This window comes from Xylanimonas ulmi, assembly GCF_004216535.1.
GTDB classification, from domain to species: Bacteria; Actinomycetota; Actinomycetes; order Actinomycetales; family Cellulomonadaceae; genus Xylanimonas; species Xylanimonas ulmi.
Map to the genome: position 1 here is coordinate 2,190,176 of NZ_SGWX01000001.1, position 21,111 is coordinate 2,211,286.

General features: G+C 73.1%; 18 protein-coding genes. 2 read left to right on the top strand and 16 right to left on the bottom strand.

Features of this window, described 5'->3' with window-relative positions:
• Position 1: 1 nt before the first annotated feature.
• The 6 genes from EV386_RS10260 to fdxA form a co-directional block, all read right to left on the bottom strand.
• The gene (locus EV386_RS10260; RefSeq protein ID WP_130414690.1) at positions 2-805 is read right to left on the bottom strand and encodes an ABC transporter permease; all 804 of its coding nucleotides are present in this window, start codon (positions 803-805) and stop codon (positions 2-4) included.
• Positions 802-1,770, bottom strand: coding sequence for an ABC transporter permease (locus EV386_RS10265; RefSeq protein WP_130414692.1), 969 nt, complete (start codon positions 1,768-1,770; stop codon positions 802-804). Before EV386_RS10265 ends, EV386_RS10260 begins: the two co-directional genes overlap by 4 nt.
• Positions 1,767-2,891, bottom strand: a complete 1,125-nt coding sequence (locus EV386_RS10270; protein WP_130414694.1) for an ABC transporter substrate-binding protein — start codon at positions 2,889-2,891, stop codon at positions 1,767-1,769. Before EV386_RS10270 ends, EV386_RS10265 begins: the two co-directional genes overlap by 4 nt.
• A 245-nt stretch (positions 2,892-3,136) precedes the next feature.
• Complete coding sequence (locus EV386_RS10275; RefSeq protein ID WP_130414696.1) at positions 3,137-4,447, bottom strand: citrate synthase; 1,311 nt, start codon at positions 4,445-4,447, stop codon at positions 3,137-3,139.
• Positions 4,448-4,722: 275 nt separating this feature from the next.
• Positions 4,723-5,871: a succinyldiaminopimelate transaminase gene (gene dapC, locus EV386_RS10280; protein ID WP_130414698.1), complete on the bottom strand. Its 1,149-nt coding sequence runs from the start codon at positions 5,869-5,871 to the stop codon at positions 4,723-4,725.
• A 27-nt stretch (positions 5,872-5,898) separates the two neighbouring features.
• Complete coding sequence (fdxA, locus tag EV386_RS10285; protein WP_130414700.1) at positions 5,899-6,216, bottom strand: ferredoxin; 318 nt, start codon at positions 6,214-6,216, stop codon at positions 5,899-5,901.
• Between the two features lie 141 nt (positions 6,217-6,357).
• On the opposite strand from fdxA, the gene EV386_RS10290 reads away from it, so the two are divergent.
• Positions 6,358-6,639 carry a DUF6725 family protein gene (locus EV386_RS10290; RefSeq protein ID WP_130414702.1) on the top strand — a complete coding sequence of 94 codons (282 nt, stop codon included), beginning with the start codon at positions 6,358-6,360 and terminating at the stop codon, positions 6,637-6,639.
• 44 nt (positions 6,640-6,683) lie between these two features.
• On the opposite strand, the gene EV386_RS10295 is transcribed toward EV386_RS10290, so the two are convergent.
• The 8 genes from EV386_RS10295 to EV386_RS10330 all read right to left on the bottom strand — a co-directional run bounded on the left by EV386_RS10295 (position 6,684) and on the right by EV386_RS10330 (position 17,591).
• On the bottom strand, positions 6,684-7,703 hold the full coding sequence (locus EV386_RS10295; RefSeq protein ID WP_242607909.1) for a prephenate dehydrogenase: 1,020 nt from the start codon (positions 7,701-7,703) through the stop codon (positions 6,684-6,686).
• Positions 7,700-8,662 (bottom strand): prephenate dehydratase, encoded by a 963-nt coding sequence (locus EV386_RS10300; protein ID WP_130414706.1) that lies wholly within the window; start codon positions 8,660-8,662, stop codon positions 7,700-7,702. The genes EV386_RS10295 and EV386_RS10300 overlap by 4 nt, the downstream gene beginning before the upstream one ends.
• A complete protein-coding gene (locus tag EV386_RS10305) occupies positions 8,659-9,555 on the bottom strand; it encodes an ACT domain-containing protein (RefSeq protein ID WP_130414708.1) in 897 nt (298 codons plus the stop codon). The genes EV386_RS10300 and EV386_RS10305 overlap by 4 nt, the downstream gene beginning before the upstream one ends.
• Positions 9,555-12,026: a VanW family protein gene (locus EV386_RS10310; protein WP_130414710.1), complete on the bottom strand. Its 2,472-nt coding sequence runs from the start codon at positions 12,024-12,026 to the stop codon at positions 9,555-9,557. The genes EV386_RS10305 and EV386_RS10310 overlap by 1 nt, the downstream gene beginning before the upstream one ends.
• Before the next feature lie 178 nt (positions 12,027-12,204).
• Positions 12,205-12,648, bottom strand: a complete 444-nt coding sequence (locus tag EV386_RS10315; RefSeq protein ID WP_242607910.1) for a hypothetical protein — start codon at positions 12,646-12,648, stop codon at positions 12,205-12,207.
• Positions 12,645-13,709, bottom strand: a complete 1,065-nt coding sequence (locus EV386_RS10320; protein ID WP_242607911.1) for a PIG-L family deacetylase — start codon at positions 13,707-13,709, stop codon at positions 12,645-12,647. Before EV386_RS10320 ends, EV386_RS10315 begins: the two co-directional genes overlap by 4 nt.
• 40 nt (positions 13,710-13,749) lie before the next feature.
• Positions 13,750-15,669: a translational GTPase TypA gene (gene typA, locus EV386_RS10325; RefSeq protein ID WP_130414712.1), complete on the bottom strand. Its 1,920-nt coding sequence runs from the start codon at positions 15,667-15,669 to the stop codon at positions 13,750-13,752.
• Between the two features lie 182 nt (positions 15,670-15,851).
• On the bottom strand, positions 15,852-17,591 hold the full coding sequence (locus EV386_RS10330) for an ABC transporter ATP-binding protein (protein ID WP_130414714.1): 1,740 nt from the start codon (positions 17,589-17,591) through the stop codon (positions 15,852-15,854).
• Positions 17,592-17,641: 50 nt separating this feature from the next.
• On the opposite strand from EV386_RS10330, the gene EV386_RS10335 reads away from it, so the two are divergent.
• Positions 17,642-18,256, top strand: a complete 615-nt coding sequence (locus EV386_RS10335; RefSeq protein WP_242607912.1) for a PH domain-containing protein — start codon at positions 17,642-17,644, stop codon at positions 18,254-18,256.
• A 5-nt stretch (positions 18,257-18,261) separates the two neighbouring features.
• Here EV386_RS10335 and EV386_RS10340 read toward each other — a convergent pair whose 3' ends face one another.
• Positions 18,262-19,305, bottom strand: coding sequence for an ABC transporter permease (locus tag EV386_RS10340; RefSeq protein WP_130414716.1), 1,044 nt, complete (start codon positions 19,303-19,305; stop codon positions 18,262-18,264).
• Entirely contained in the window at positions 19,302-20,912 is a 1,611-nt protein-coding gene (locus tag EV386_RS10345; RefSeq protein WP_207216511.1) for an ABC transporter permease, read from the bottom strand. Before EV386_RS10345 ends, EV386_RS10340 begins: the two co-directional genes overlap by 4 nt.
• Between the last annotated feature and the right edge of the window lie 199 nt (positions 20,913-21,111).

The following is a 21,111-nucleotide window of genomic DNA, read 5'->3' on the forward strand; positions in this document are numbered from 1 at the left end:
CTCAGGATCCTTCCGGGCGGGCGCCCGACCCGCGCGCGCCCGCCCGGCCGATGGCCAGGAGCAGCACGAACACGAGGGCCAGGGCCAGGAGCGACAGGATCACCGCGACGTACGGGTCCTGGCGGTTGACGACGAACAGCGCGGTCTGCAGGTTCTGCCGCGCCAGCAGCGACGCGATCGTGAACTCCCCCAGCACGACCGCGACCGAGATGAGCGAGGCGGTCAGCAGCCCGCCGCGCAGGTTGGGGGCGAGCACGCGCAGCAGCACGGTGGGCCACCCAGACCCGAGCGTGCGGGCCGCCTCGGCGAGCGTGCGCACGCCGATCGCGTCGATCGCGGCCTGGATCGAGCGGTGCGCGTACGGCAGCGCCGTGACACCGTAGGCGAGCGCGAGCGACCAGACGCCCGTGCCGATGGTCTGCCCGATGACGCGGTAGATCGGAGCGAGCCCCACCACCAGCACGATCGCGGGCAGCGACACGGGCAGCAGCGCGAGCAGCTCGAACGGGCGGCGCAGGTGCGGAAGCCGGAGGGTGACCAGCACCATGGTCGGGGCGAGCAGCAGCAGCACGATCGCCACCGTGACCGCGGCCAGCACGAGCGAGTTCACCAGCCCCTCGCGGATGGGCGCGTACTTGCCGGCGCCCGCGGGGTCGAACAGCGTCGCCCAGTGGACCAGCGAGTGCCCATCCCCGTCGCGCAGCGTGAACTCGACCATGGAGGCGATCGGCACGAGGAACACCGCGCCGACCACGAGGGCGATGGCCGTGCGGGTCGCGGGGCCGGGCCCCAGCCCCCGCCTCATCGCCGCCACCGCGCGGCGCGGCGGGCCGCGCGCGAGTACAGCCACATGACGGCGGCCATGACCACGACCATGCCAAGCGCGAGCGCCCCGGCGAGGTTCTGGCGCCCCAGCACGGTCTCGCTGACGAGGGCGGCGCGGATCTGCAGCGGGACGATCTGCGCGCCCTGGCTCGCCAGGGCGGCGGCCGTGGCGAAGGAGGAGAACGCGTTGGCGAACAGCAGCAGCAGGCTGGCCAGGAACGACGGCGCCAGGACGGGCAGTCCGACATGCCGCCAGAACCCGGCGCGGGTGTCGCCGAGCGTGAGGGCGGCCTCGTACCACTGCGTCTGGAGCCCGGTGAGAGCGGGCAGGAAGGTGATGACCATGAGGGGCGTCTGGAAGTAGATGTAGGGGGCGATCAAACCGGGCAGCGCGTAGATCCAGGCGCCGCCCGCGAAGATGTCGATCCCGAGTCCGTCCTTGAGCCACAGGGTCACCAGGCCCTGAAGTCCGATCGTGGCGATGAACGCGAACGCGAGCATGACGCCGCCGAACTGCGCGAGCACGCTGGATGCCGCCTCGACGACCGAGCGCGCCGGGTGGCCCGGGCGCAGCCCGAGCAGCGCGTAGCAGATCGCGGCGCCGAGCAGCGCGCCGACGACGGCGCTGAGCGCGGACAGCCACAGCGACGCGCCGAAGGTGCGCAGCACGACGGGGTCGGCCAGTGCGCTGAGGTTGTGCGCGGTCAGGCCGCCGTCGGCGTCCACGAACCCGCTGCCGACGGCCAGCGCCGTCGGCAGCGCGAGGAAGGCCAGCACGTAGGCGGCGAACGGGACCAGGCCGAGGGCGGCGAGCGCGCCGCGGACGCGGTGCGCCGGGGCGGGGGCCGCGGTCGCAGAGGGCGGCGAGTGCGGCGGCGGCGCGGGCGGGGCGGCGGGTGTGCCCGCGGCGTGAGCCGCGGGCACACCCTGGCTGACAGCCGTCACTGGACGGCCGCGGCCCAGATGTCGCCGAGCAGCGTGCCGGCCTGGGCGCCCTGCTCCTTGGTCGGCACGACCGTCGTCGCCGGGGCGCTCGGCAGGTCCGCGTAGAGCGCGGCGTCGATCGTTCCGGCGGCGTCCATGGCCTCGGCGCGCACCGGGCGGGCGCCGCCCTTGAGCCAGAGGTTCTGGACCTCGTCGCTGTAGAGGAACTCCTGCCACAGCCGCGCGGCCGCGGGGTGCGGGGCGTCCTTGTTGATCGCCTGGTTGTAGTAGCCCGCGTAGCCCGTGCCCGGCAGGATGACGGTCCTCCACGCCGGGTTGGCCGCCGCGTGCGCCGCGTTGAGGTAGTCCCAGTCGAAGACGACGGGCGTCTCGCCCGAGGCGACCGTGGCCGTGGTCACGTCGACCTTGAGCAGGTTGCCCGCCTCCTGCAGGTCGGCGAAGAACTCGACGCCGGTCTGGTAGTCGTCGAGCGTCCCGCCGTCCTGGACCGTGGCCAGGCCGACGGCGGCGAAGGCCGCGCCCGCCTGGGTCGGGTCGCCGTTGAGCGCGACGGCGCCCTTGTACTCGGGCTTGGCCAGGTCGCGCAGCGAGGCCGGCGCCGGGAATCGCGCCGAGTCGTAGCCGATCGACATGTAGCCGCCGTAGTCGCCCACGAACAGCCCGCTCGGCTCCTTGAGCTCGGCCGGGATCTCGTCCCAGGTGCGGACCTTGTAGGGCGCGAACGCGTCGGTGTTGGCCAGCGCCACGCCGAGGCCGAGGTCGAACACGTCGGGCGCGGTGTCGAGGCCCTTGTTGGTGGTCGCGGCCTGGATCTCCTCGGCCGAGGAGACGTCGGGAGACTGCTCGGTCACGGTGATCTCGGGGTAGGCCGCCGCGAACGCGTCGATGATCTCGCCCCAGTTCGCCCAGTCGCGCGGCAGGGCGATGACGTTGAGCGCGCCCTCGGCCTTGGCCGCGGCCTCCAGGTCGGCGAACGAACCGAAGTCGGAGACCGAGGTGGCGGTGGCCGCCTTCGAGTCACGCGATCCGGCCTGGGTGCTGGAGGCGCAAGCGGACAGGGCGATCGCGGCGGTGGCGAGCAGTGCGGCGCCGACGGTACGGCGCGCGGTGGTGCGGAGCACGAAGGTTCTCCCTTGACGATGAAGCGGCCGCCACGCCCGCGACAGCGGGGCGCGGGGGCCAGGGTCGTCAACGGACGCTAGGGACGGTGGGTGAACGCGATCCGACCAGCGAATGAAGTTCTCACTGCGTTCTTGTGGTGATTTCTCAGCAAACGCACACCTTCGCACAAGGTGGAACACGCCCGCTCATGACGTCGGCCCCGCCCCCCGGCGAGGGGGGGGGCGGGGCCGTCAGGCGCCGGGGCTCAGCGCTGGGCGATCGGCAGGTAGTCGCGCTCGGTCTCGCCCGTGTAGATCTGGCGCGGACGGCCGATCTTGGTGGTCGGGTCCTTCATCATCTCGCGCCACTGGGCGATCCAGCCGGGCATGCGGCCCAGCGCGAACAGCGGCGTGAACATGACCGGCGAGAACCCGATCGCTTTGTAGATCAGCCCCGTGTAGAAGTCGACGTTGGGGTAGAGCTTGCGCTCGACGAAGTAGTCGTCGCTCAGCGCGATCTCCTCCAGGCCGCGGGCGATGTCGAGCAGCTCGTCCTTGGCGCCGAGCGAGTCGAGCACCGCGTCGGCGTGCTTCTTGACGATCGCGGCGCGCGGGTCGTACGACTTGTAGACCCGGTGGCCGAAGCCCATGAGTCGAACGCCGTCCTCCTTGTTCTTGACCTTCTTCATGAAGGTCTCGACCGAGTCACCGCCCGAGCGGATGCGCTCGAGCATCAGCAGCACGGCCTCGTTGGCGCCGCCGTGCGACGGGCCCGACAGGGCGTTGATGCCGGCCGCGACCGAGGCGTAGAGGTTGGCGTTCGACGAGCCCACGATCCGCACGGTCGACGTCGAGCAGTTCTGCTCGTGGTCGGCGTGCAGGATGAGCAGCTTGTCCATCGCGGAGGCCACGACCGGGTCCGCGTCCCACTGCTGGTACGGCACGGCGAAGGACATGCGCAGGAAGTCCTCGACGTACCCGCGCGCGTAGTCCGGGTACAGCAGCGGCTCATCGCGCATCGAGCGGTGCACATAGGAGGTGATCGTGCGGATCTTGGCGAGGATCAGCACCGTGGCGAGGTCGACCGCGTCATCGTCGTGCGGGTCGAGCGACTCGGGGTAGAACGTCGCGAGCGCGTTCATCGCTGACGCCATGATCGACATGGGGTGCCCGCCGCGCGGGAAGGCGGCCAGGAACCCGCGGAACTGCTCGGGCACCAGCGTGTGCCGGTTGACGCGCTCGGTGAAGGCGTCGAGCGCACGGGCGTCGGGGAGCTCGCCGTAGATGAGCAGGTAGGCGACCTCCAGGAAGGTCGACCGCTCGGCGAGCTGGTCGATCGGGTAGCCGCGGTAGCGCAGGATGCCCTGGTCGCCGTCGATGTAGGTGATGGCCGACGACGTCGAGGCCGTGTTCATGAAGCCCGGGTCGTAGGTGACCAGGCCCGTCTCCCGCAGCAGCGACGAGACGACGAGGCCGCTATTGCCCTCGGTCGCGTCGACGACGGGAAGCGCGACGCTGCGCTCACCGATCGAGAGATCGGCCGAGACGCCCTGCACGGGCTGGGAGGTGATCGTCATGGTGTCCTTCCTGCGAGCCGCAACTCGACTGGAGACCGCCGCACGCGTCCTGACGCACGCCGCGGCTCTTGTGCCCGGCCGCGGTGCGTCAACCTGCCTGGCACCCAGGCGACGTCGGCCGGTGTGGGGGAACTTACCCCCGCGTCACGTCAAGATTCCAATCCGCGACCACGCCGCGGACACTGCCATCCTCGCGCCGCGAACGGTTCACGGCAAGAACCGAGCAAGACTCCCGTCATGAACGGGCAAGGCGTTGGCAAGCGATGTGTCGTGGGTCACATTCCTGCGCGCAGGCGGACTCCCGCCTGGTCGATCGCCGCGTCGGTCGCCGTCAGCGCGATCCGCACGTGCCCATCGCCCGCACTGCCGTAGAACACCCCCGGGCCGGCCAGGATGCCCAGCCGGGCCAGACGGGCGACCAGTTCGCGGCTGCTGGCCCGGTCGTCCGGGTCGGCCGGGCGCGCCCACAGATACAGCCCCGCCTCGGAGTGGTCGACCGCCCACCCGGACGCCGCCAGCGCCGCGAGCAGCGTCTGGCGGCGACGCCCGTACACGGCGCGCTGCGCCGCCACGTGCGCGTCGTCGCCGAGCGCGACCCGCATGGCCTCCTGCACCGGGCGCGGCACGATCATGCCCAGATGCTTGCGTGTGGCCAGCAGGTCGGCGACAAGCGCCGGGTCGCCCGCGACGAACGCCGCACGGTACCCGGCCAGGTTCGACTGCTTGGACAGCGAGTACGCGACCAGCAGCCCCGTGTGGTCACCGTCCGTGACGGCGGGGTCGAGCAGGCTCGGCACGCGCGGTGTGCCGTCGGCCGCGCTCAGGTGGGCGGCCCACGGAAGCTGCGCGTAGCACTCGTCCGAGACCACGACGGCGCCCGCCGCGCGCGCGGCGGCGACCACACGCCGCAGGTGCGCCACATCCGCGGTGGCGCCCGTCGGGTTCGAGGGGCTGTTGACCCACACCAGCCGCACGTCGCCCCGGTGGGCCCACTCCTCGACGTCGTCGGTCGCCAGCGCCGTCGCACCCGCCAGCCGAGCCCCGACGTCGTAGGTCGGGTAGGCGATCGCGGGGTGCACGACGACGTCACCGGCGCCCAGGCGCAGCAGCGACGGCGCCAGGCCCACCAGCTCCTTGGAGCCGAGCGTGGGCAGCACACCCGCCGGATCGATGTCGGGCACACCGCGCCGTCGGGCGAACCACGCGGCGACCGCCTCGCGCAGTGCGGGCGTGCCGTAGGTCAGCGGGTAGGCGGGAGCGTCGGAGGCCGCCTCAAGCGCGGCCCGCACGAGGGGCGGCGTGGGGTCGACGGGCGTGCCGACCGACAGGTCGATGAGCCCGCCGGGGTGGCTGCGGGCCAGCGCGGCCACGTCCGCCAGCGTGTCCCAGGGGTAGGGCAAGGCGCGGAGGTCACTGAGTCCCATGCGTGTCGTCGCCCTCGTCGCGGCGGCTCAGGCCTGGGGCGGCAGGGACTCGATGAGCGCGTGGTCCTTGTCGATCTGGCCCAGCTTGGCGGCGCCACCGGGCGAGCCGAGGTCGTCGAAGAACTCGACGTTGGCCGCGTAGTAGTCCTTCCACTGCTCGGGCACGTCGTCCTCGTAGTAGATCGCCTCGACCGGGCACACCGGCTCACAGGCGCCACAGTCGACGCACTCGTCCGGGTGGATGTACAGCGAACGGTTGCCCTCGTAGATGCAGTCGACGGGACACTCCTCGATGCACGCCTTGTCCTTGACGTCGACGCACGGCTGAGCGATCACGTAGGTCACGAGGCTCACTCTAATATCGGGACGGGAGGGCGACGGCCACGGCGTCCGGCGATCTCGTCACGCGATCGCCGCCGATGATCGAACCCGGTGATCGAACCCACTGACCACCACCCCACCCAGCACCCGAGGAGGTCCACAGCCGTGCACACCCCCTGGCGCGACCTGCCCGCAGGCGCACGCGTCGTCGTGCGGCGGCGCCTGGACGCGACCGAGGCCGCCCGCGCGCGGGCCGAGGGCCGCGGCGCGGTGTGGACCGACATCATCGGCGTCGTTCTGGCGGTCGACGACGAGGGGCTGAGCCTGCGCACGGACGCGCCGCGCGACCCCTCACCGCGCGAGGTCAGCGTCGCGGCAGGTGAGATCGAGGCGGTCAAGCGGATCGGACCGCGTCCCGCGCGCCGCGCCCCGCGGCGCCCACGCTAGCGTCGCGACCGCGCGAGTCGTCCACGCGCCCACGCGCCCACGCCTCAGCGCGCCAGGAGCGCCTCGGCGTCCGTCAACCCCGTCACGACGGCGCCCGTGGCGCACCGGGCGGCGAGCGCCGCGGGCCAGTCCCCGGTCAGGGCGACGGGCTCGGCCTCCACGAGCGTGCGCTCCCCCGCCCGCCCTTGCGCGCGCACCTGGTCGGCCGCGTGGAAGAACCCATGCACGGGCGCGTTGGTCTCCAGCGCCGCCACAAGCGCCTCCAGGTCGCGCACCGCCTTGCGCAGCGCGGGCGCCACCCACGCCGCGTTCTCGGTGACCATCGCCTCGGTGCGCGCCGGATCGGTGAACGCCACGCGGGTGCCGTCGCGGAACGAGCCCGCGGCCAACCCCAGCGCGGCCTCGCGCACCGGCGCGCCCGCGACGGCGTTGAGGATCTGGGTCGCCAGCACGTGCGGCACATGGCTGACAAGGGCGGCGGCCTCGTCGTGCACCTCGTCGGTGAGCACCGCCGCGGTGCCCCGCAGCGGCCCCGTGACCAGGCGCAGCAGCCGTTCGAGCCGGTCGGGCGAGACGACGCCGACAGGTCCGTCCGCGCGGCCCCGGCCGCCCGTACCGCCGGTCCCCGGCACGGTGACCGCCCACGGCGCGCGGTCGAGCAGCCCCGGCGAGGAGGCCGCGAACCCGCTGTGCTCGGTGCCCGCCATCGGGTGAGCGCCCACGAACCGCTCGCCCAGCCCGGCGGCCTCGACGGCCTGGCGCACCGGGCCCTTGACGCTGCCGACGTCGGTGAGCGTGAAGTCACCCCTCGCGCAGCGTGCGACCTCGGCCGCCGTCGCACGCATCGCCCGCAGCGGCACCGCGAGCGCCACCAGATCGGCGCCCGCGACGGCGTCGGCGAGCGAGCCCGTCGCGTCCAGGCCCGCGGCGCGGGCCGCCGCGACGGTGGCGGGGTCCACGTCATGGCCGACGACGTCGAGCCCGCGCGCGGCCAACACGCGCGCGAGTGAGCCGCCCACCAGGCCCAGGCCGAGCACCGCGATCCGCGTGAACGGGCCGGTCACCACAACAGGCCCCGGTCGAGCGCCCCCGCCTGCGCGCCAGCGTCAACCGACCCGAGCGGCACATGGTCGGGCAGCACGCCGTCGAGCCCGCCCTCGCTCGGGTCGCTCGGGTAAACCCCCAGCACCTTGAGCGAGTCGCCCGCAGCGAGCAGGTCGCCCAACAGCCCCCGCGCCGACGGGTCCCAGGGCGCGGCGTCGAACGTCATCACGAAGACATATTGCAGCGCACGCGCCTTGAGCGGTCGCGTGACCAGCGACGACATATTGACGCGGCGTTCGCCGAACGCCGCGGTGATGCGCGCGAGCACGCCCGGGCCGGTGACCACGGGGGTCACCGCGAGCATGGTGCGCCACGCCGTCGCGGCCGGGTCGGCGCCCGCGCGCGCCGCGGCCAGCACGCCAGGCGCCTCGCCGCGCCTGGCCAGCACCAGGAACCGTGTGCGCGCCCCGCCGAAGTCCTCGACGCCCTGCGCGAGCGTCTCCAGCCCGTACAGCTCGCCGCACACGCGCGGCCCGAACGCCACCTGGTGCGCGCCCACATCGCGGCACGCCGCGGCGTTGGACGACGCCGGCACGGGCCGCAGCCCGCGCGCCGTCACGAACCGTGAGACCTGGGCCAGCCCGTGCGGGTGCGCGGTCGCCTCGGTCAGCGTGCCGTGCCCGGGCCGCACAAACGCGTCGAACGAGATCGGCAGCACCACCTCGTCGACGGCGACAACCCCGGCCGAGCCGAGCAGCGCGTCGACCGAGGGGACGACGTAGCCCTCGACCGAGCTCTCGATCGCGACGACGCCGCGCGCCGCGGCGCCCGAGGCGACGGCGTCGTGCACCTGGACGACGGACTCGAGCGCCTGCGCGCGGCCCGGCGTGTCCCCGGCGCGCGCCGCCCACTCCAGGACGGCCTGGTGCGTGAAGGTGCCCTCGGGCCCCAGGTAGGCGACCAGGTCGCCGGCGCTCACGCGCCCGCCCACCGCGGGGTGAGCGCGGCGGGGCCGGGCACGAAACCCTGCCCCGGCAGGACGCCGAGCGTGCGGTGCGCGACGCCGCGCGTGTCGAGGTCCGCGGCGAGCGCGTCGAGCACCTCCACGCGTGGGCACAGGAACGAGGTGAAGAACACGTGGGGCCCCATCTGCGAGGGGTGCGAGCGCAGGTGCTGCAGATCGACGCCCGCGTCCGCGATCACCGCGAGCGTCGGCTGAAGCGAACCGCGGTGGTCGTCGTACGGCCCGAACGCCAACCACACCTGGGCGGGCCCGGCGAACCGCGGCCACACGTCGCGCGACTCCAGCAGGCCGTACCAGACGGGCGGCAGCGCGCCGAGGCGCTCGGAGCCGGCGAGCTCCACGAGCCCGGCCGGCACGCGTGGACGCTCGACGACGAGCGAGCCGTCGGGCCCCGCGATCGCCACGCGCTCGTCGATCGGCGTGCGCGCCGGAACCAGGCGCGGGCTGACGCCCAGTGTGCGCAGCACGTCACGGCAGTCGCGCAGCCCTGACTCGTCGATGACGACGGCGCCACCGGTCGCCTCGGGGTGGCCCACCCACACCCACTGGGTGCGCACCGCGGCGGCCGCCGTGACCATGAGCGACGTGTCGCCCGCCAGCAGCGCCTCCTCGAGCGCCGGGGCCGGCTGCTCGGGGTGGCCCAGGTGCACGACGGCGGCCAGGTCAGCGATGCTCGCGACCGTCGCGAGCGTGTCGTCGGCGGTGCCCAGGTCGAGCAGCTCGACGAGCTCCTGGGGGCCGGCCGCCGCGGGGGCGCCGCCGTCGGGCACCACGAGGCCCGACCAGCCGCCCGCCTGGGCCGCGAGGGCTGCGTGCGCGGGCGACTCCCGCTCAATGCGTCCGAGCATCAGTTCTCCGCGGAGTCGGCGTCGCCCGCGGCCGCCGAGGGCGCGTCGCACACGACGGGGTTGTCGGGCTTGTACGTCCAGGTGAACTTCTCGTCGATGACCTTCTCGTCACCGTGGAACACCTGACGGTAGTTGGTGATCGTGAAGCCCGGCTGTCCGCCCGGGTAGGAGACGCAGCCGGCGCCCGAGCGGTGCACCGTCGTGGTGGGCACGACGTTGCTCTTGGGGCTCGCCGACGTCTCGACGCGGAAGTACGGCGTGCTCCACACCCGCACGTACAGGCGTCCGCCGTCGATGTACGACTGCATGACGGCGCCGTACGGCGTGTTGTTCTTGAACTTCAGGTCGAGCGAGCCGACGAAGATCGTCGCCTCGCGCCCGGGCGGGTAGCGCGTGAACGACACCGAGTGGGGGCGGTGCTCGACGTCCTCGAAGCCCGCGAAGTACCCCGCGTTGTACGTGGTCGTCGCCATCTGCGACAGCCCGCCGCCCACGCCCTCGGTGTGCACGCCGTTGCTGATCACGCCTGCGGCCTTGTAGCCGTTCTGGACGGTGACCGGGCCGAGCGCGTCGAGCAGCGAGAAGGTCTCACCCGGTTTGATCAGGTGGCCCGTCAGCAGCTCGGCGCCGCGACGCAGGTTCTGCGTGCGGATCGGCTCGGCCGTCAGCGGCGTGTCGAAACTGCTGACCACCTCGGTGACGCCCAGCGCCTCCAGCGCCTCACGGCTCTGCTCGGGCGCGCGCTCGACGAGGTCGACGGCGGCGGTGCGATCGTCGCCCAGCGCCGCGGCGCCCACTGCGGAGGCGAGGGCGTCGGGGTCGAGCGTCGTGCCCGACTCGCCGCCGACGACGACCGGGCGCCCGCCCTGGAACTCGAAGTGGGCGTCGTCGGGGTCCGTGAGCAGGTTGTTGGTGCGCGCGACCACCGCGCTGACGAGCGAGGCGCCGTCGAAGGCGGGGGCCAGAGCGCCGTCGGTGGGCGCGAACGACACGGCAGCGGCCAGGGCGTCGGCGGGCAGCTCGGGATGCTGGTCCCCGACGGCGACCACGACGGGGGCCGAGACGATCTTCTGCGCCTGGGCGAGCGCCGCGTCGGTCTCCTGCTGCGTGATCTCGGGGGCGACCGCCTCGGTCGGCAGGTCGAACGGGCCAGAGTCCCGCAGCCACCGGGTGCGCAGCACCTGCTCGGCCGGCTCCGGGGTGATGCGCGTGCCGTCCGTGGCCGGGGTCGCGACGGCCTGGCCGTCGAGGAACGCGACGGTGCCGTCGACCGGGGTCGTGGCCAGCCCGTCGACGAGGTCGTCGACGGCGGCGGAGAGCTTGGCCTCATCCACCGCAAGGACCGGGTCGACGTCCTTGCCGCCGACCAGGTGCGCCCATAGGCGGTCCGGTCGCAGCGAGAACCCCGTCACCTGACTCACCGTGGCCTCGGCGTCGAGCGTGAGCCCGGCGTCCGCCGGGTCGAGCGTGGTGTGCGCGTCACCCGCCGTGACCTGCATCGGCTCCTTGGCGCGGGCCGCGAGCCCGACTTCGAGCTGTGCGATCGCGTCGGCGTGCGACAGGCCGCCCAGGTCGACGCCCGCGACATGCGTGTCGGTGGGCACCTTGTCGGCGTACAGCCACTGCGCGCCCGTGTACAGACCTGCGACGACGACGGCGACGACGCCCGTCCACAGCAGCGCGCGCGGCGCGCGGCTCGGCTGCCCGTCGCCCACGAGCGGGCCGAGCACGCTCGCGCCGCCCAGGGCGGACCCCTCGGAGTCGGTCGGCGGCAGGAGGGATGGGGCGCCGAGCGGGCTCGGCCCCGCCTGAGGCGTGACCGGGGAGAACGGCGACGTCGGCCGCTCGACGGCGGGGCGCAGGATCGAGGTGCGGTCCACGGCGGGCTCGGTCGAGGACGCGGTCTGCCCGGGCACGGCGGTGGCGGGCGACGCGGCGGGCGACGCGGCGGGCGGCGCAGGGTCGCCCGAAAAGGGCGCCGCGACGGTGGACGTGGGCCCCGCGAGGGTCGGCGCGGACTCGGGTCCCGCCGGCGCGGGTCGCGGCGCCGACGACGCCGGCTCGGGCGACGGCGACGCGCTCGCCGCAGACGCGCTCGGCCGAGCGGGCACAGACTGATCGGGCACAGACTGATCGGGCACAGACTGATCGGGCACAGGCTGATCGGCCGGCTGATCGGGCCCGGACGGGCCCGACGCGTGGCCGGTCGCGGCCAGGCCGGAGGCGGCCGACGTCGGCCGGGGGCGTGCGGGCCTCAACGTGGGCAGCGCCTGCGTCGGCGGGGAGGTCTCGACACTCGCCGCCGGGGGGCGGTAGCCGACCGCGGGGCGCTCGTACGCCTTGACCGGAGGAACGTAGGGGATGTCCTCGTCCAGGGCGTCGGGGCCGGGCGCTGGCGCGGGCGCGGGCGCGCCGACCGTCCCGGTCTCGTTCGGCTCGGGCGCGCTGCTGCGCTCGGTCGGCTGGCCCATCGAGTTCGCTCCGTGGGGTCGTCGTGCGGCCGCCGTGACCGGCGGTCGCAGAGGGTGGTGCTGGGGCACATGTCGGCCGTTGGACGGCCTCAGGTGACCTCGCGATCCTACGCGCGAGACCGCGACCGCCGCCGGAGCGACGTCGCCCACGGACGTGGAGGTTCAGCGAAGGTTCCTCTCAGCGCCGGGCGAACCACCGGCGCGGGAGGAATGCGACGACGCCGAGCGCCACGACGCCGCCGTAGGTCCACGCGATCCCCGCCCAGGCGACCGGGAGCGCGGCGTTCGGGTTCGTGACCAGCACGTCTCCGCCCTGACCGGGCAGCGCGAGCACCTGTGCGACGACGAGCCAACCGACCGCGGCGCCGGCGAGCGTCGCGAGCCCCGCCCAGGCGCGGGCGAGCACACCCGACGACGCCGTGAGGGCGAGCGCGAGCACCAGGCCGATCGGCAGGCCGTGCCACAGCGTGCGGTGGGTCGCGGTGCCGAGCGCGGCGATCGTGCCTCCCAGCGCCACCGCCAGGATCAGCCGTGCCGCGATCCTGCCCGCGCCCGCGGGCCGCGCAGGCTCGGGCGAGACGGTCTCCGGCTCGTCGGCTCCGGGGAACTCGATGTCGCTCACCTGGCGGAGCCTACCGACGTCACCTGGGCGTCTCGTGCGACCAGGTATGTCTCGCGCGCGCCCACAGCGGCCAGCACACCGTTCGACAGGGCGTAGAACCCGAGCGGGTCCGCCACGCCACCCTCGCGGAGCGTGGCGCGGTGAGCCTGCGCGGCGTCGTGAGCCTGTGCGTGCTGAATCTGTGTCGCGTGCGCCGCCATGGCCGCGAGCACGCGGTCGAGGACGGGCCGCACCTCGACGGTGGCCAGGTCGCCCGACGCCGCGGCGCCCGCAAGCGCCTCGTCCACGCGCGCGACGGCAGGCAGCGGGTCGTCGGCGGCCGGAAGGCTCAGCCCGGCGCGGTCCGCGAGCGCCCGCACCGCCGGGTCGGCGGCGAGCGCCGCCCGGTGGCCGAGCACGACGCTGACGGGCTCGACACGCCGCCACAGCGCGGGCCGCCGCACCTCATCCGCGGCGAGCGCGAGCGCCCGCACGGTCACGTCGTGTGCGCGCACGTGGTCCGGGTGCCCGTACCCGCCGCCCGGCTCGTAGGTCGCGACGACGGACGGGCGCAGGCGCCGCACGAGCGCGGCGAGGCGCGCGGCGGCGTCGTCGAGCGGCACACGGACGAACCCGCCGACGGCCTTGGGGTCGCCGCCCGCGACCCCGGGCGCGAGCCACACCATGCCCGAGTCCTCGAACCGCGCGCCCGCGCCGCCGTCGTCGGACGAAGCCGAAGGCGGCAACTCGTCCAGGAACACGTGCCGCACGGCGCCCGGGCGCCCGCCGCCCAGAGCCAGCAGCGCGGCGGCGAGCTCACCCGAGCGGTGCGCGGCCAGCGCGGGACCGTCGCCCTCCAGCGCGGCGAGCCCCGCCGACGTCGTGCCGGGCAGCGCGATGACCTCCCCGCGCTCACCGCGCGTGCAGGTCACCACCGTCACGGGCAGCCCGGCGGCCGCGAACGACGCGATCAGCGCTCCCGTCGAGAGGGTCTCGTCGTCGGGATGGGCGTGCACCGCGACAAGCCCGCCGGGCAGCGCGGGCCAGCCCGCGCCGCCCGCGGGCGCCTCCAGGGCCGTCACGCCGTCCGCCCGAGCACCACGAGCCCCCGTGCGGGGAGGGTCAGGCCTTGGCCGCGGCGCGGGCGCGGGCCGCGGAACGGGCGCGCTCGGTCGCGTCGAGCACGACCTTGCGGATGCGCACCACCTCAGGCGTGACCTCGACGCACTCGTCCTCCTGCGCGAACTCGAGCGACTCCTCGAGCGTGAGCTTGCGCGGGGGCACCAGGTTCTCGAAGGTGTCGGCGGTCGAGGACCGCATGTTCGTCAGCTTCTTCTCCTTGGTGATGTTGACGTCCATGTCCTCGTTGCGGGAGTTCTCGCCGACGATCATGCCCTCGTAGACCTCCTGCGTGGGGTCGACGAAGAACGAGCCGCGCTCCTGCAGGTTGATCATGGCGTACGGCGTCACGACGCCCGCGCGGTCGGCGACCAGCGAGCCGGTCATGCGCGACTCGATGGCCCCGGCCCACGGCTCGTAGCCCTCCGAGATGGAGGAGGCGATGCCGGTGCCGCGCGTCTCGGTGAGGAACCGGGTGCGGAAGCCGATCAGGCCGCGCGCCGGGACCATGAACTCCATGCGGACCCAGCCGGTGCCGTGGTTCGACATGGTCTCCATGCGGCCCTTGCGCTGCGCGAGGAGCTGGGTGACCGCGCCGAGGTACTCCTCGGGCACGTCGATGGTCATGCGCTCCATGGGCTCGAGCACCTTGCCGTCGACGGTCTTGGTGACGACCTGCGGCTTGCCGACCGTGAGCTCGAAGCCCTCACGGCGCATCTGCTCGACGAGGATCGCCAGCGCGAGCTCGCCGCGGCCCTGGACCTCCCAGGCGTCGGGGCGCTCGGTGGGCAGCACGCGCAGCGAGACGTTGCCGACGAGCTCGGCGTCGAGGCGGTCCTTGACCTGGCGGGCGGTGACCTTGTGGCCCTTGCCGCCCTTGCCGGCCAGCGGCGAGGTGTTGATGCCGACGGTCATCGAGATGGCGGGGTCGTCGACCGTGATGAGCGGCAGCGGGCGCGGGTCGCTCAGGTCGGTCAGCGTCTCGCCGATCATGATGTCGGCGATGCCCGCCACGGCGACGATGTCGCCGGGGCCCGCGGACTCGGCCGGGACGCGGTCCAGGGCCTTGGTCTCCAGCAGCTCGGTGACCTTGACGGTCGACAGCGTGCCGTCGTGGCGCGCCCAGGCGACCTGCTGTCCCTTGCGGATGGTGCCGTTGAACACGCGCAGCAGCGCGAGGCGGCCCAGGAACGGCGAGGCGTCGAGGTTGGTGACGTGCGCCTGCAGCGGCATGCCCTCGTCGTAGGTGGGCGCGGGGATCTTCTCGAGGATGGTCGCGAAGAGCGGCTCGAGGTTGTCGTTGTCCGGCAGGGAGCCGTCGGCGGGCTGGGCCAGCGAGGCCGCGCCGACCTTGGCCGCCGCGTAGACGACGGGCACGTCGAGGATGGCGTCGAGGTCCAGGTCGGGAACCTCGTCGGCCAGGTCGGAGGCCAGGCCCAGCAGCAGGTCGGTGGTCTCTCCCACGACGTCGGTGATGCGCGAGTCGGGGCGGTCGACCTTGTTGACCACGACGATGACCGGCAGCTTGGCGGCCAGCGCCTTGCGCAGCACGAAGCGCGTCTGCGGCAGCGGCCCCTCGGAGGCGTCGACCAGCAGCACGACGCCGTCGACCATCGACAGGCCGCGCTCGACCTCGCCGCCGAAGTCGGCGTGGCCGGGGGTGTCGATGACGTTGATGGTGATGCCCTCGGGCTCACCGTGCGCGGCCGCCGACGGGCCGGTGTACCGGACCGCGGTGTTCTTCGCGAGGATCGTGATGCCCTTCTCGCGCTCAAGGTCGCCCGAGTCCATGACGCGGTCCTCGACGTGCTGGTGGGCGCCGAACGCGCCTGCCTGCTTGAGCATCGCGTCCACGAGGGTGGTCTTGCCGTGGTCGACGTGAGCGACGATCGCGACGTTGCGCAGGTCAGAGCGCACAGCCATCTAAGGTCTCGATTCCTTGGTTGGGGTCTCCCGCACGCGCTGCGGGCACTCCATCCTACCCACCCCCACCCCCTCCCCCTCCCCGCCGCAGAAATGGGACCCTGGCGGTCCGGTTATCCAGGGGCATAACCGGACCGCCAGGGTCCCATTTCTGCGTGCGTGGGGCGTGTGTGGGGGTGGGGTCAGCGGGTGGTGAGGAGGCGGGCGCGGTCTTCGCGGCGGCGCTTTTGCTCGGCCGGGTTGGGGACCGGGACGGCTGCGAGCAGGCGGCGCGTGTAGTCCTGCTGCGGGTGGTGCAGGATCTGCTCGCGCGGGCCTGCCTCGACCAGGTCGCCCTTGTGCATGACGGCGATGCGGCTCGACAGCAGCTCGACGACCGCCAGGTCGTGGCTGATGAACAGGCACGCGAACCCGTACTCGCGCTGCAGCTCCTGGAACAGCTCCAGCACGCGCGCCTGCACCGACACGTCCAGGGCCGACGTCGGCTCGTCCGCGATGAGCAGCTTGGGCGACAGCGACAGGGCGCGCGCGATGCCCACGCGCTGACGCTGCCCGCCCGACAGCTCGTGCGGGTAGCGGTTGCGCATGGCGCGCGGCAGGTGCACCTGGTCCAGCAGCGCCTCGACCCGGCGGTCGAGCTCGGCGCCCTTGGCGATCTTGTGCAGCTTGAGCGGCTCGCCGATCGACTCGCCGATGGGCAGCCGCGGGTTGAGCGAGGAGCCCGGGTCCTGGAAGACGATCGACACGTCCTGGCGCACCGCGCGCAGCACCTTGGGCTTGACGCCCGCGAGCTCGACGCCGTTGACCTTGAGCGAGCCCTGCGCGACGGGCAGCAGCCCGACGGCGGCGCGCCCGACCGTCGTCTTGCCCGAGCCGGACTCCCCGACCAGGCCGACGACCTCGCCCTTGGCGATGGTCAGGTCGATGCCGTTGATGGCCCGGAACGCGGGCACGCGCCCACGCGCCGGGTACTCCAGCACGAGGCCCTTGGCCTCCAGGGCCGCGTCCTGGCCCGGGGCCGGGGCCGCGGGGGCGGCGGGGATCGCCACGTGCGCGGCGCCGGCCCGCGCGGCCGCCTCGCCCGTGACCGACCCCAGGTGCGGGACGGCGTCGAGCAGCTGCTGGGTGTAGGGGTGCTGCGGGCGGTTGAAGATCTCGTCGGCCGAGCCGGACTCGACCACGCGGCCGTTGCGCATGACCATGACGCGGTCGGCCAGGTCGGCCACCACACCCATGTCGTGCGTGATGAGGATGATGCCGGCGTCGACGCGGTGGCGCAGGTCGCGCATGAGGCCCAGGATCTCGGCCTGCACGGTGACGTCGAGCGCCGTCGTCGGCTCGTCGGCGATGAGCAGCTTGGGCTCGCACGCGAGCGCCTGCGCGATCATGGCGCGCTGGCGCTGGCCGCCCGAGAGCTGGTGCGGGTACTTGTCGACCGACTTGGCGGGGTCGGGCAGCTCGACCATGCGCAGCAGCTCGATGGCGCGCTCACGCGCCTCGGCCGGGCCCATGTCGAAGTGGACGCGCAGCGTCTCGATGATCTGGAAGCCGACCGTGTAGACGGGGTTGAGCGCCGTCATCGGCTCCTGGAAGATGACCGAGACGTCCTTGCCGCGCACCCGCGAGAGCTGCTTGTGGCTCAGCCCGAGCAGCTCGCGCCCGGCCAGCACGGCCGAGCCCGAGGAGCGGCCGTTGGAGGGCAGCAGGCCGATGAGCGACATCGACGTCTGCGTCTTGCCCGAGCCGGACTCGCCGACGATCGCGAGGACCTCGCCGGGGCGCACGTCGTAGGAGACGTCGACGGCGGCGGGGAACCACTCGCCGTCGACGAAGAACTCGACGCTCAGATCGCGGACCTGCAGGATCGGCTCCTTGGCGTCCGCCGAGGCGCCGGGGACGCCGGTCGTCGTCTCGTCAGTCACGTTCGTGGTCCTTCCGTGGGGCGCACGCCGTCCCGTGGGACGATCGAGCCATGGTGTCGGGCGAGGTGGTGGAGTACCGGCCGGGCTTCGGCCGGGTGCTGGCGGTGGCGACCGGTGTGGTCGGGGCGGCGGCGGTGATCGCCGGACTGGTGTCCGACGCCGCCGCGACGGCGCCCTTCGTCGCTCCGGTCGCGCTGGTGGTGCTGTGGGTGTGGGCCGCCTACTGGCGCCCCGCGGTGGTGGTGAGCCCGGCGGGTGTCGAGCTGCGCAACGTCACCCGCACCGTCGAGCTGCCGTGGCCCACGATCGAGCGGGTCGAGACGAAGTTCGCGCTCACGCTGCACACCGCCTACGGCGACTATGCGGCCTGGGCGGCGCCGGCGCCCGGGCGGGCCCGGGTGACCACCGCCGGCAAGGACGCCGTCGCCAACCTCCCGTCCTCCACCTATGACGGCGGCACGATCCGCGCCGGGGACCTGGCCACGACCGCCTCGGGCCAGGCCGCGATGATCGTGCGGGCCCGCTGGGAGGAGCTGCGCGACGCCGGTGTGCTCGACGACCCGCGCGTCGAGCGCACGACGCCGCGGGTGCGCTGGCACGTCGCCACGCTGGCCGCGATGGCGCTGCTGCTCGCGGCCAGCGTGGTGACGCTCCTCGTGCGCTGACATCCTCAGGCGTCCGCGAGCGACTTCGCGGCCTTCTTGATCGCCTTCGCGTCGGCCTTGGCCAGCGCGCGCTTGGTGGGGATGCGACGCTGACGCGGGTCGAACGCGTCGCGCAGGCCGTCGCCGATGAAGTTGACGCACAGCGCGATGGTCACGATGAAGGCGCCGGGCCACCAGAACAGCCACGGGCGCGTCGCGAACGCGGCCTGGTACTCGTTGATGAGCTGGCCGAGCGACACCTCGGGCGGGCGGATGCCGAAGCCGAGGAACGACAGCGCCGTCTCGAGCAGGATGGCCGAGGCCATGAGCAGCGTCGCGTTGACGATGATCACGCCCACCGCGTTGGGCAGGATGTGCTTGAACATGATGCGGGCGTTCGAGGCGCCGGCGACGCGCGCGGCGTCGACGAACTCCTGCTCACGCAGCGCGAAGAACTGCGCGCGCACCAGACGGGCCATGGTGGTCCACGTCACCAGGGACAGCGCGAGCGCGAGCGTCCACGGGTTGGCGCCGCCGACCAGCACGCCGAGGATGGCGCCGACCATGATGACCGGGATGGTGATGACCATGTCGGTGAACCGCATGACCACGTTGTCGATCCAGCCGCGGAAGAAGCCCGACAGGGCTCCGAGCAGCACGCCGATGACCGTGCCCGACAGGCCGATGACCACCATGACGGTCAGCGACTGCTGCGTGCCGCGCATGACCATGGCGAACACGTCACGGCCGATGTTGTCCTGGCCGAACGGGTGCGTGCCGATCGAGAACCCGCCGTCGAAGCCCATGGTGGGCGCGCCACCCGGGTTGACGATGGGGTTCAGGTCGCGGAACCCGTGCTGCCACCAGCCGGGGATGGGGCCCCAGCCGATCGACGTCGTGACGAGCACGACGATGCCGAGCAGCACGACGACCGAGGCCATCGCTCCGCGGTGCCGCACGAAGCGGCGCATGACGATGCGGCCCTGGGAGAGGCCCTCGACCTCCTTGAGCTCGATGGCGTTCTCGACGGCGTCCGGGGTGACGCCTTCGCTGGGGGTGCTGGTGCTCATGCGTTCACCCGGATTCGAGGGTCGAGGGCTGCGTAGATGAAGTCGACCAGGATGCTGGCCAGGACCAGGAGCGAGCCGATCACCAGGAAGTGGCCCATGATCGGGTTCACGTCGGCGCGCTGCAGCGCGGACATGAACATGGCTCCCATGCCGCTCCAGGCGAAGATGCGCTCGGTGATGATCGCGCCGCCGAACATGGCCGCGACGTCGAGCGGCACGATGGTCGCGAGCGGGATGAGCGCGTTGCGGAACGCGTGCCGCACGGTGACCACGCGCTCCGACAGGCCCTTGGCCCGCGCGGTGCGGATGTAGTCCTGGTTCATGACCTCGAGCATCGAGGCGCGCGTGTAGCGCGTGTACCCGGCGAACGAGATCAGGATGAGCGTCACGGTCGGCAGGATCAGGTGCGTCCACTGGTCGAGCGTGGTGATCCAGAAGTCGCCGCGCAGGCCCGGGGTCTGGGCGCCGATGGTCGAGATCGGGCGGTGGTTGATCTGCGGCGCCCGGTTGTACAGGTACCAGACCTGCATGACGCGGTCGACGAACAGGAAGGCGCCTGTCATGACCGCCGTGATGGAGGCCGCGCGCATCGACACGCCACGGTCGTGGCCGCCGTACAGCCAACCGATGAGGCAGCCGGAGGCGATGGCGGCGACGCCCAGACCCAGGATGAGGGGCCAGGAGGCGTTGACGAACACGAACTGGAGCGGGAACTTCAGGGCCACGCCCACGCCGGCGGCGGTCAGCGCCGCGTACAGGGCGCGCTTGTTGGCCAGGCCCGCGGTCAGGGCGACGACGCCGAAGGCGACGCCGGCGCCGAGCACCGCCACGCCGAAGTATCCGAGGCTCGGGTCGAGGATCCAGTCGGTCTCGGAGATGAACGCCAGGGCGATCGCCGTCGCGACCGTGCCCGAGGCGAACGTGACCCAGCGGGCGCGGCGCACCCCGCCGATGATCGCGGACCACAGCCCGCCGGACAGCAGCGACACCAGCGCGATCGTGTACCAGGCGATGGTGGGGTCCCGCAGGAAGTCGTTGAAGCCGATGGCGCCCCAGAGCTTGAGCAGCACCGCGACCCAGAACGAGGGCAGCGAGAACAGCACGAAGGACAGGAAGGTCACGGCGTAGTCGAAGCGCGTGTATTGGCGCAGGGCCGCGATGATGCCCACGAGGATGCCCAGGCCGATGGCCAGGATGAGCGAGGCGGCCACGAGGCTCACGGTGCTGGGGATCGCCGAGCCGAGCATCGAGGAGACGGTCTGCCCGGTCTGCCAGCTCGCGCCGAGGTCGCCGCGCAGCACGCCGCCGAGCCACATGAAGTAGCGGATCACGGGCGGCACATCGAGGTTGAGCAGCGCGATGCGCTCGTCCATGAGCTGCTGGACGTTCGGGGCGTTCGAGAACCGCAGGTCCTCGAGCGGGTCCACCGAGTACGAGAACAGCATGAAGACGATGAACGTGGCGCCGAGCAGCACGAGCAGCGACGACAGCACGCGCCGAGCGATGAAGGTCAGCATCGGGGCCGACCGCGCGAACGGTCGCTTGGTGACCGCGGGGCGAGGAGCCGTGTCGGCGTCCTCGACGTCGGTCGTCTCAGGTGTGGCCATGGAGTCCTTGCCTCAGGGGATGTGGCGTCAAGACAGGTCTGAATCGTGCGCCGGGTCCCGACGGCGCCTACAGCGAACTCTGGGCCGTCTGGGTGGTGCGCGCGAGGCGAGCAGGGGCTCGCTGACGGCGGTGCGGGGGTGCCTGGCACTTCTGCCGTGGCACCCCCGCACCTCCGGGGAGCTCAGACGGGGGCGACGC